This window comes from Citrobacter sp. Cpo091 (genome assembly GCF_030332645.1).
GTDB classification, from domain to species: domain Bacteria; phylum Pseudomonadota; class Gammaproteobacteria; order Enterobacterales; family Enterobacteriaceae; genus Citrobacter; species Citrobacter portucalensis.
On record NZ_JAOWHL010000025.1, the window covers coordinates 1 to 9,782 of the forward strand.

Consider the following 9,782-nt stretch of genomic DNA (forward strand, 5'->3'; position numbering starts at 1 on the left):
ACGGACCAGAGGATGGCCATCATGGCGAAGACCCAGCGTACGCCGAACCGGTCCATGATATAGCCGGCACAGACCCCGCCCACCGGGTAAGCAAGATTAAAGGCGGCGGTGATCCAGGCGTACTGCTGTTCGGTGAAGCCGATATCCTTCAGCATGGTCGGAGCAGCGATACCGAGGGTATTGCGGGACAGGTAGTTAGTGATGGTGCCCATCATAACCAGGACAATAATGTACCATCGTAGATTCTTAATTTTCATTTCCAGGGCATCCTTTTCTATCCGTTAATGCGTTAGTTTTGGTGTCCTGCCTGAATAACGCGTGAGCGAAGCCGTTGCCCGTATACGAAATAAAGGCCAGAGACGAAATCGGGTAGTACTGTCAGTCAGGTTATGCGTGGGTTCAGATACCTCCTCGTGCGGTGGTCCTGCTTAGTTTCAGGCCACAGTTACCCCCACCCGGTAAGGGTGTGATGAGCCGTTCACTGTTATCCTTTCGGCCCGGTGCGTTATCCCCCGTGGTCGGCTATCCGCGTACCGGCCCCCTCATCAGTCGTGCGTCAGGTAAACAGTCCGGTGGCGCAGAGCCAGCCGATGATGACGGCCAGCGGTCCCGTCAACTGGCGGGAGCAGATACCCCTGCCCCGATCTGCGTCCCGATAATCACTCCAACCACCTGCGTGAAGGTCGCCCCCGGCCCGAGCAGCGGGGACAGGAACGGGAAGCTGCAGATGACCGAGAGCAGCAGGAGTCCCCAGACCGAGCCCACGAGTGGGGTCAGCAGGTGTTCCATGGCGGCCCCCAGGGTTGAGTTTTCAGCGAGGGCCATCAGGACCATAAAGGGCAGGATGTCGCGCAGTGTTATCTGAATGGCTTCCTAATACAAGGTATGCCCTAACTAAAGCCGCTCTTTATGGTCTTCTCTAACTATGGGCATGAAGTATTTATCAGGATCTATTGATGCGTTTTCTCTTGTTTTTTTTGCAAATTTCTAATGAATCTGGGAGATTTATTAAGTAAGTGTTTTTTCTTCGATAAAACATTTTTCAATAATCTCATGTGTCCAGCTGTATTTGTCTAAAAATTTGTCCATTCCACGTCCAACTACTGCACATAATAGAGTTGTGCCCCTTTGTTATGTAATGCTCGATCATCGAAGAGAATAAAATTTGACAAACGGGCCCTTTGCAGCTGGTCATTTTTTCTCATGAACAAGCGAGTTGCTTCAATAATTTAATTGCTTCTGCATAAGAAAAAATATTAAATGAACCTGTAAGAAGATGAGGGTGTTTAGTTTCAATTAATCTAACGTTAGCTATAATCTCGTAATCCTCAGAAATTATGATATAGGTAGCGTTATTGCTATCGTATTGATCGTATTCTTTCCCGTTATTTACGATAACATCCCATATTAGCCGTATCGAAAAAACTTCATATCTACATTCGAACAAAAAATCCTTTTTTATAACATCATCGATGGTGGATAATTCGATATTCATGGCTTTTCCTTAAAATTTTAAGATGTTTCATTTTTTAATGAGAAATGCTAGTTAATCAACCTGTCAATTTTGACAGGTTGATTAACTACTAAACAGTAATGATACTCAATGATAACGAAATAAGTCGTGGTGCAATTTTTTTGATAAAGGTAAATGGTAAGATATCAATCCCAGCTGATGATTTTTCGTTGAGCATTTTTTCTGATTTAGAAAAGGTGTCCGTATAAATAATAAAGAGGAAGCCGTTTGAGATGAGTTCACAGATTCAGATTAAGCTGTTTTATTCGTTAAGTGTATTTTTTTTTGTTGTTAAACAAATGGCTTGGCAACTCAAGCAAGACCTTATTAATAGCCCAGGTATCTGTCATTTAGAAGTAAATCTTAATTTTGCTTAACGAGAGAAGTAAACATTGCAAGAACGGAGCAGAAACATGGACAAGGAAAGCTTACGAATACGGTCATAAACGTCGAGTGTTCATCGCGCATTGCATCGATACTCTGTCCATTGGCCCGATTTAGAGCAGAAGACCACATCCGTGATGTGGTCAAAGTAGATGTTGTCGGCTACATTTTTTTGAGCGATAAAAGAACGATATTCAGGATTGCTGCTCAGCAGGTGGGTAGTATCTTTGTATTTTGAGCCATTCATCGCCATGTCAACGATGAGCTGGTATATATGTCGTTATACACCATTTATATGGTGGCGAAAATATAGTTGAAAAGTCTTTAGGAAAAGCTCAAGGCAGTAGCGTTAGACTTCTTATACGAAATTTTCTTTACGTTAGACACAACTGGTTTCATTGCAATGAGGGAAGGCTAAATCAATCTTTGTTATGTTCCAAATCTAAAGAGTTGAATAGCGCATATGCGATCAGACTATCTGCATCATGGCTCTGTTAAGGTGCTGTCAGCGATTTATTTACTAAGTATTTACCATGCGATTATAAAGTTTTAGAACGACGTGATGATCAAAAGTAAATTGCAAGCTATCTGAATTGTTTAGATGTCAAAAGGTCTGGGGGTTTAAATAACTCATTAGCGTTCTATTATAAGAAAATACAAGATCTTTTATTTAAAGGTAAAAATGACTTTCGCCTGAATTTCAGAGTGACGACTTCAATACTATTTATGAATGGCCTCAATCTGATGGCAGGATGCTAAATATCATTAATTGTAGTGATATTTCATGGGCAGAGGTTGACGATTATAAGGATGTAAATATAATATTTTTAAATATGACAAAAAATAAAGCAACACAGACAACAAAAATTTTTGCTTCATTGATTATGGTGTCTAAATAGCTGCGCCGAATAATAGATCACTTAAAGGGAACTCAGCCCGGATTGTGCGATCTGATCAATCGCCAAACCAACCAAAATCACCAACCGGACTGAGCAATGCCGATCATAGCACCCATCCCCCGAAATGAACGACGTCAGATGCAGAAAATTATCCATAAAACACCCGATAAAAATCATGCTCGCAGGCTCATGGCGCTGCTGATGTTGCACCGGGGAGAAAGCGTCAGCGACGTCGCCAGGACGCTCTGCTGCGCCCGTTCATCAGTAGGTCGCTGGATAAACTGGCTTACGCTATCGGGTCCTGAAGGCCTGAAATCTTTGCCTGCCGGACGTTCCCGCCGCTGGTCCTTTAAGCATATTTGCACGTTGTTACGTGAACTGATAGAGCATTCTCCCAGTGATTTGGTTATCAGCGCTCGCGCTGGAGCACAGAACTTCTGGCTATAAAAAATCAATGAGATAACAGGATGCCCGCTGCATGCGGGAACCCTTTGTCACTGGTTGCCCATCGCTGGGATAGTATGGCGCGGGGCGGCTCCGACGCTGTGTATCCGTGATCCGCATAAAGAGGAAAAGATGGCCGCAATTCATAAAGCGCTGGACGAATGCAGCGCAGAGCATCCGGTCTTTTATGAGGATGAAGTGGATATCCACCTCAATCCCAAAATCGGTGCGGACTGGCAGTTGCGCGGGAGGCGGCAGCAAAAATTCGATGCTATTTATCAGTCTGCTGAAACACCTTAAGGCCACGTATCGACGGGCAAAAACTATCAGGCTTATCGTGGATAACTACATCATCCATAAGAGCCAGGAAACCCGGCGCTGGCTGAAAGCGAACCCGAAGTTCAGGGTCATTTATCAACCGGTTTACTCGCCGTGGGTGAATCATGTTGAGCGGCTATGGCAGGCGCTGCACGACACGATAACCCGGAACCATCAGTGCCGGACAATGTGGCAACTACTGAGAAAGGTTCACCATTTTATGGAAACAGTCAGCTCATTCCCCGGAGCTAAACATGGACAGGCAAAAGTGTAGCGATATTCGGTGCAGCTATTTAGATAAGCCTATCCCTGTTTTTGCTTATTCCATATATACGGCGGTATATAGACTTTGCCATCCGCCCCATGACATCGCCCAGTCAGTACGCCCCACGGTGTTGGGCGATGTCATGGGGCGATAGCCAGGTCGCGTTGCGGCAAAGTGCCGTAAAGCTGTGCTTCCCGGCACAACATCCCGAACGCCTGTAAATGCGGGCTGGACGCCCTTATTTCCAGTCTCATAGGGGTAATGTCGCGTCTGGACGCCGCGCCAAAACCCCCAGGGTCAAAAGCGGCACACCGTCACGCGCTACGCGCGACCAACCCCTTTAAGACGCGCGTTTCGCCTGTTTTTTCTCGCAGGCTTCAAAAAAAGGGAACGCTGCTTTAAAGGGGTTGGTCGCGCAACGCTACCGGCTTCTGGCCGGAGACTTAGCGGCGACGGTGTGCGGGGCAAGCCCCCCAAATAAACCGACGCGTGGGCGCGTCTTTTTGCTCGCTGGGGCGGCAAAATTTATTCGGCTCCCCCCGGCCTGCTCGGTTCCCCCGGGGTGAACGCTCGCGGGTGGGTTCGGGCGACGCAAATTAGCCATTTCTTCGAAATGGAATTTACTCACCTCACGCCACTTTTTAATTTCTGCTGTTCGCATCCATTAAAAAGCCTTACAAGCGCAGCCTGGCATATAGATTGTGCCCAATGACCGAGCAAAATGATATGTCCGTGGCACAGTGGAGAAAAGCTGGAAATATCCTCATCATTCAGCGTTTCGTCCTGATTCCAACAAAGGTGAGCAAAAGCTGCCTGTATATAAATCGTGTTCCACTCCGGGAATGGAGTATTATTGAGGGTACCTCAAAGAGGTATTGCAGCCTGGCAGTAACGAATTATTTCAGGGGAAGAACGAGTATGTCCATAACCATCAGCGTCTTGCTGGAAAACCGACTTAAGCCCGGTTCTAAAAATTTGCTGCGTGCTAAAGCCGGACTAAGTCTGTTGATACAGGATGAAAATGATTCAATTCTGTTTGATACCGGACCTGATGATAGCTTCATGCATAACGCAAGTTTAATGGGGGTCGAATTGACAAACCTGACCGCGACTGTACTTTCCCACGGGCACTATGATCATTGTGGCGGTGTCCCGTGGTTACCTGATGCAGGTCGGATAATATGCCATCCAATGGTGGGGTGTGAGCGCTACTCTGCAGTAAGGTTTTCAGGCTATACAGCTAGAATAAAAAAATTATCGTTAAATAATGATTTTTCACGTTTTCGCATGGAGTACAGCAGTACCCCAGTACATATCGGGGAACGTTTTATGTGGTCAGGAGAAATCCCTGTAGCCAAACCGCGTGCTTACGGTGTTATCGGTCGTAAGAATGCGAAAACGGATTATGTAAAAGATGAGGGCGTTTTAATCTATAAATCCGACTTTGGGCTGATCATTTTTATCGGTTGTGGTCATTGTGGGCTGATTGATATCGTACGCCACTGCCAGAATATAACCGGGATAAATCATATTCATGCCATTTTCGGTGGTTTTCACCTGCGCTTTGCGTCACCCCTTAGGCTCTATAAGGTAAGGCAGTTTCTACGCCTGCACAAACCAGATAAAATAATGGGTTGTCATTGTACTGGTAAATGGGGCCGCTTGTGGTTGCCGGAAGCAGTCTCTCCGGCAACAGGTGATGTTTATGTTCTTGGGTAGGGTTTAAATAAACAGAGTTCCTATTACGGCACAGCCACTGAGCAGTACCAGTGTTCCGATGGTTTTCATCAGCATGCGCCCCTTGCTTATAAAATATAAGGATGGAATAAAGAACACCGTAGTGACTATAACTGGCATCGAACCATTAGCAATTATTTTCACTATGCTGGGATTTGCTGTTCCGAACACGGTACAGATGAATATGTTGCAGCTCAAAATAATCCTCTTATTCAATGCACCAAAAGAACTGATTCCGTCGATAACACCAGTCAGTGTTCCTGTATAGGCGCCAGCAGTCAGCAGAGACAGAAGCAGTGCTGCACCAAACCACACCGCCTGATTACCACTAAGATTCGCAGTATAAGAAAGAGCATCAATGTTTCTGTGGTTGATAATATTAATATCTTCAGGTGTTAATAATCGACTAACTGCTAAGACAAAAATGAGGATAAAAGCAAAAGTGATTATTTTTCCTATAACCAATTTTTGAGCTTCCGGATTTTTAGAGCTTTTAGTGAAGCGCTGGATGCATGGGGTAAAGTTGAAAGTAAAAAGGAAAACGGGTAATAACGTGAGACTATTAAAAGAACCAATGCCCGATAAGTTTATTAACTGCTCCCGGACTGGTTGAAAGAAAAAATACACGGCAACCCCTGCAACCGAAATGATCGAAAGTAGCGCGATCCGCGAAATAAGTTTTTCCACTTCGTTATTAAAGAGTAGCCACGACACAGAAAGGGCTGAGCTTAAAAACAGCGAGACAAAAAAACGGGCAATTAATCTGTCTGAGAGAAATGAACTTACCACATTAACCAGTGCTATGAAGTTTATAAGAACAATAATCATCATCGAAAATATAAACAATGCACAAATTACAGATGCAGAACGGCGTCCAATAAACTTCGAGGTGGCCGCCAGGTAATCTTTCTTTGGGTGAAAACTGATAAACTTAAAAAAAAGATAGTGAGCCATTAGTGAAATCAGCATTGCACTTGTGATAAATAAAAGAAAAGGTACCATTCCAAGTACAACCGGGCCTACTGCCTGGGGCAAAAAGAAAATACCGGCCCCAAAGGCAGTAGAAAAAAATGTTACAGGCCAGTATAAATATGAAATTCGCATGATATTACTCTCTTATGATAAACATAAGCCTTTTTATTTTTTTTCGAGTGCTATTCAAAACAGGATTTCCCGAAAAACACAAGCAGCGAAGGTAAAGAGAGGTTTCCATAGAATGCTGACGCTGCCCTGTATCCGTTAAGAACATTGGTCCGCGAGCAAAGAGGGAATACGCCGATATGAGAAGTGTAATTATCAAAAATCTTATTGGAGGAAACTTTATACCTAATCGCCCTGAACGTGGCTGCATTGCCTGCAGCGCAGGTAGGTTTATTATCGTCTATAATGGCAAATGTTTGTTCGTCTACTGTCATTAAAAGGTTGCGACCCTGTCTATTAAACAAAACATTATCATCAATAGAGTTTTTGATGTGTCTTTTGAACCGATCTGCCATGGTCTTTTCACTAACATAAAATGACCTGATATCTAAACCATAGCGTTTGTTATTTTCTTTAATGTAGTCATTTATTTTTTCCGGTATAATATATGGTGATGTTGCCATCTTTCTGTATTTGTTAGCACCATCGATTTCATGTCCATCACTTTTTTCCATGTAAAAATCATTTATTTCCATGAGAAAGTCAGGCTGAATGTTTAACTGTTCCTTTGATTTTACGATATAATCAATACAGAATATCGCTGATTTCTCAACCTCATTGCTCACTGCAAAACGATCGCCAAGATTTACAACGGTATGCCCTCCTGAAATAACAATATTTTTGCTGAGATTACTCCTTGTTAACCCAATCAGAATATCTAAATTATGGTCACTGACTTCATCATTAATTATTTCAGTTACACCAGATTCATCTGCTCTGTAGACAAGGAATCTGTCCACGTCTTTCCATCCTTTAGTGCAGTTGCATTTATAATCCCTGAAAATAACCCGCTCTGCAGTTTTATAGAAATTTTTATCCCTTAAGGCAAGTAATTCAATATCGGCCATAATAATATCTCCCATTGATAATTGCCAAATCAGGTGGAACCTACATCAACTACGCTTTAAATTTTGTCACTCGTGTCAAATACTAAAAAAAACTTCCGCAGACAGTGATGTTTTGTGATTCAGTTCACAAAACATCACTTGATATGTTTAATCCGCTTCATTTGTGTGGTTATGTGTTTTTGAATTAAATGCGGAGAGGTGGGCGAGTGGTTTAAGCCAGATTAAGGCAATTGCAAAGTTTCCTGAGTCCACACGATTTATCGTGTCGTAGGTTCGAATCCTGCTCTCTCCGCCACTCCAGACTGTATTTGCCTGTCTGGCTTCGCAGTATCCTGTTCCTAAATTGAAAATTTTAACATCATCAAAATCGATTGTATTCGTTGACTAAGGAATTAGTGTTTTTTTGAATGTGTCGTTCAAAACGAAGATTACATATTTCTTTCCGATTAGACGTCAAATAATTTTGCCGACGTGTTGCCTCATCAGTTAACGTTACTTCCTTGCTTTAGTTAAAATATTACTCTCAGCACGAATTCCGTAGATTAGTTCTCTGACCACCTCGACCCGCCATTCCTGCAACCTGCGTTGAAGTGTTCTGCGATGTCCTTCAGCGAATTTTCCCGGGTGTGCGTCTTCAAGTTTAAGAAGTAATTCGGTCCATCAGTCTGGATCAGGTAACCTTAATCAACTTCTCAAAGCGATAAGCCGGGACGAATTGATGCTGGCAGGCATCAAGATAGTCTGACCACCATTGCATCATCTGAGTCCGTTCGTCGAGGTGTTCCGCTTTGTGAATATACGCGGCGCGAACGTGATTACGCTCCTGATGGCTCATCTGCCGCTCCACAGCATCTTTTGACCAGCGGCCTGATTCAATCAACGCGCTACACGCTATCGTACGGAAGCCATGTCCGCAGACGTCCACCTGTGTGTCGTAACCCATCGTGCGCAGTGCCTTGTTGATGGTGTTCTCACTCATTGGCTTACGGGCATCGTGATCGCCGGGGAAGAGTAAATCCCCGTTGCCGGATAACAGTTTTAGCTGCTTCAGTACCGTTACCGCCTGTTTTGACAGCGGCACCAGATGCGGCGTTTTCATTTTTGCACCGCGTTCTGAGTAACGCACACCGGTGATGGGTTCCCGATTTGCAGGAAGTGTCCACATCGCATTATCCAGGTCGATCTCCGGCCAGCGGGCAAAACGTAATTCACTGGAGCGAATAAAAATCAGCAAATTAAGCTGTACCGCCAGCTTTGTCAGCAGTCTGCCTGAATAGCTTTCTATTCTTTCCAGTAGTTCCGGTAATTTTTCCAGCGGCAGGGCAGGGTAATGGTTTTTTGGTGGCGGGGCGATAGCGCCGCAGAGGTCATTGGCCGGGTTGCTTGTAATCAATCCTTCCTGTACGGCATAACGCATGATGACCGTGGTACGTTGCTGTATTCGTGCTGCTGTTTCCAGGCAACCTTTTTTCTCCGCTATCCGTAGCGGAATAAGCAGATCGGCAGTTTTCAGGTCAGTTACAAGGGCATTGCCGATGAGCGGGAAAATGTGCAACTCCAGTGACCTCAGGACTCTGGTGGCGTGTGCCTCACTCCAGCGAATGTTCGCGGCTACCCACTGACGGGAGACGGTCTCGAAGGTAATGCCGTTTTTTCTCGCCTGCTTGTCCTGCTGTTTCTTTACACCGGGATCGGCACCTGTGCTCAGTATTGTACGGGCTTCCTGGCGCAGTTTACGGGCCGTTGCCAGCGAGACAGTCGGGTAAGCGCCAAACGCCAGCTTTTTCTCTTTTCCGCCAAAGCGGTACTTAAGGTGCCAGAGTTTGGAACCGTTGGGTTTAATCAGCAGGTATAAACCTTGCGTGTCGCTGAGTTTGTAAGGTTTGTCGAGAGGTTTGGCGTGGCGGGTGGCGGTATCAGTCAGAGGCATTGTGGGGGCTCCGTAGTTTATCAAACCGGCAGGCCCCCAATTAAGCCCCCAAAAACTACGGATGTCAAAAAATCTGGCAGTACCTTGCGGTACTCCAGATTTTCATCAACTTACTGATTTTTCTATGTTCCCGGACGTATAGGAACGTCCCAAAACTAAAATAGTGGTGCCCGGACTCGGAATCGAACCAAGGACACGGGGATTTTCAATCCCCTGCTCTACCGACTGAGCTATCCGGGCAACG

7 protein-coding genes, 2 tRNA genes and 4 pseudogenes are annotated in these 9,782 nt (G+C 44.9%); 4 read left to right on the forward strand and 9 right to left on the reverse strand.

Going from position 1 to position 9,782, the window contains the following annotated elements; translation table 11 throughout:
- From OGY04_RS01680 to OGY04_RS01690, 3 genes are all read right to left on the reverse strand, one after another.
- The coding region (locus OGY04_RS01680; protein ID WP_286584659.1) for an MFS transporter at window positions 1–257 on the reverse strand (257 nt) is incomplete at its 3' end.
- Window positions 258–612: 355 nt separating this feature from the next.
- Window positions 613–789, reverse strand: a complete 177-nt coding sequence (locus OGY04_RS01685) for a hypothetical protein (protein ID WP_286584660.1) — start codon at window positions 787–789, stop codon at window positions 613–615.
- 412 nt (window positions 790–1,201) lie between these two features.
- Complete coding sequence (locus tag OGY04_RS01690) at window positions 1,202–1,495, reverse strand: acyl-homoserine-lactone synthase (protein WP_286584661.1); 294 nt, start codon at window positions 1,493–1,495, stop codon at window positions 1,202–1,204.
- Between the two features lie 1,115 nt (window positions 1,496–2,610).
- On the opposite strand from OGY04_RS01690, the pseudogene OGY04_RS23105 reads away from it, so the two are divergent.
- Window positions 2,611–2,796, forward strand: a pseudogene (locus OGY04_RS23105) (DUF6002 family protein); the annotation flags it as partial.
- A 96-nt stretch (window positions 2,797–2,892) separates the two neighbouring features.
- Window positions 2,893–3,832, forward strand: a pseudogene (locus tag OGY04_RS01695) (transposase).
- Window positions 3,833–4,447: 615 nt separating this feature from the next.
- Here OGY04_RS01695 and OGY04_RS23110 read toward each other — a convergent pair.
- Window positions 4,448–4,657 (reverse strand): annotated as a pseudogene (locus OGY04_RS23110) (Tn3 family transposase); the annotation flags it as partial.
- Window positions 4,658–4,741: 84 nt separating this feature from the next.
- Between OGY04_RS23110 and OGY04_RS01700 the strand changes: the two are divergent.
- The gene (locus OGY04_RS01700) at window positions 4,742–5,542 is read left to right on the forward strand and encodes an MBL fold metallo-hydrolase (protein WP_286584665.1); all 801 of its coding nucleotides are present in this window, start codon (window positions 4,742–4,744) and stop codon (window positions 5,540–5,542) included.
- Between the two features lie 3 nt (window positions 5,543–5,545).
- Here OGY04_RS01700 and OGY04_RS01705 read toward each other — a convergent pair whose 3' ends face one another.
- Together OGY04_RS01705 and OGY04_RS01710 are read right to left on the reverse strand one after the other, a co-directional pair.
- The gene (locus OGY04_RS01705) at window positions 5,546–6,664 is read right to left on the reverse strand and encodes an amino acid permease (RefSeq protein WP_286584662.1); all 1,119 of its coding nucleotides are present in this window, start codon (window positions 6,662–6,664) and stop codon (window positions 5,546–5,548) included.
- A 50-nt stretch (window positions 6,665–6,714) separates the two neighbouring features.
- Window positions 6,715–7,608, reverse strand: coding sequence for a hypothetical protein (locus tag OGY04_RS01710; RefSeq protein WP_286584663.1), 894 nt, complete (start codon window positions 7,606–7,608; stop codon window positions 6,715–6,717).
- Between the two features lie 192 nt (window positions 7,609–7,800).
- On the opposite strand from OGY04_RS01710, the gene OGY04_RS01715 reads away from it, so the two are divergent.
- Window positions 7,801–7,903, forward strand: a tRNA-OTHER gene (locus OGY04_RS01715).
- A 197-nt stretch (window positions 7,904–8,100) separates the two neighbouring features.
- Here the strand turns inward: OGY04_RS01715 and OGY04_RS23170 are convergent.
- The 3 genes and pseudogenes from OGY04_RS23170 to OGY04_RS01725 all read right to left on the reverse strand — a co-directional run.
- Window positions 8,101–8,250: pseudogene (locus OGY04_RS23170) on the reverse strand (hypothetical protein); the annotation flags it as partial.
- A gap of 28 nt (window positions 8,251–8,278) precedes the next feature.
- A complete protein-coding gene (locus OGY04_RS01720; RefSeq protein ID WP_286584664.1) occupies window positions 8,279–9,538 on the reverse strand; it encodes a tyrosine-type recombinase/integrase in 1,260 nt (419 codons plus the stop codon).
- Between the two features lie 164 nt (window positions 9,539–9,702).
- Window positions 9,703–9,778 (reverse strand) — tRNA-Phe (locus OGY04_RS01725).
- Window positions 9,779–9,782: the final 4 nt, after the last annotated feature.

What these genes read in the sequence shown, in the direction of transcription:
- OGY04_RS01685 (WP_286584660.1), bottom strand. Translation starts at nt 789, where the DNA reads ATGGAACACCTGCTGACCCCACTCGTGGGCTCGGTCTGGGGACTCCTG.
- OGY04_RS01690 (WP_286584661.1), bottom strand. Translation starts at nt 1,495, where the DNA reads ATGAATATCGAATTATCCACCATCGATGATGTTATAAAAAAGGATTTT.
- OGY04_RS01700 (WP_286584665.1), top strand. Translation starts at nt 4,742, where the DNA reads ATGTCCATAACCATCAGCGTCTTGCTGGAAAACCGACTTAAGCCCGGT.
- OGY04_RS01705 (WP_286584662.1), bottom strand. Translation starts at nt 6,664, where the DNA reads ATGCGAATTTCATATTTATACTGGCCTGTAACATTTTTTTCTACTGCC.
- OGY04_RS01710 (WP_286584663.1), bottom strand. Translation starts at nt 7,608, where the DNA reads ATGGCCGATATTGAATTACTTGCCTTAAGGGATAAAAATTTCTATAAA.
- OGY04_RS01720 (WP_286584664.1), bottom strand. Translation starts at nt 9,538, where the DNA reads ATGCCTCTGACTGATACCGCCACCCGCCACGCCAAACCTCTCGACAAA.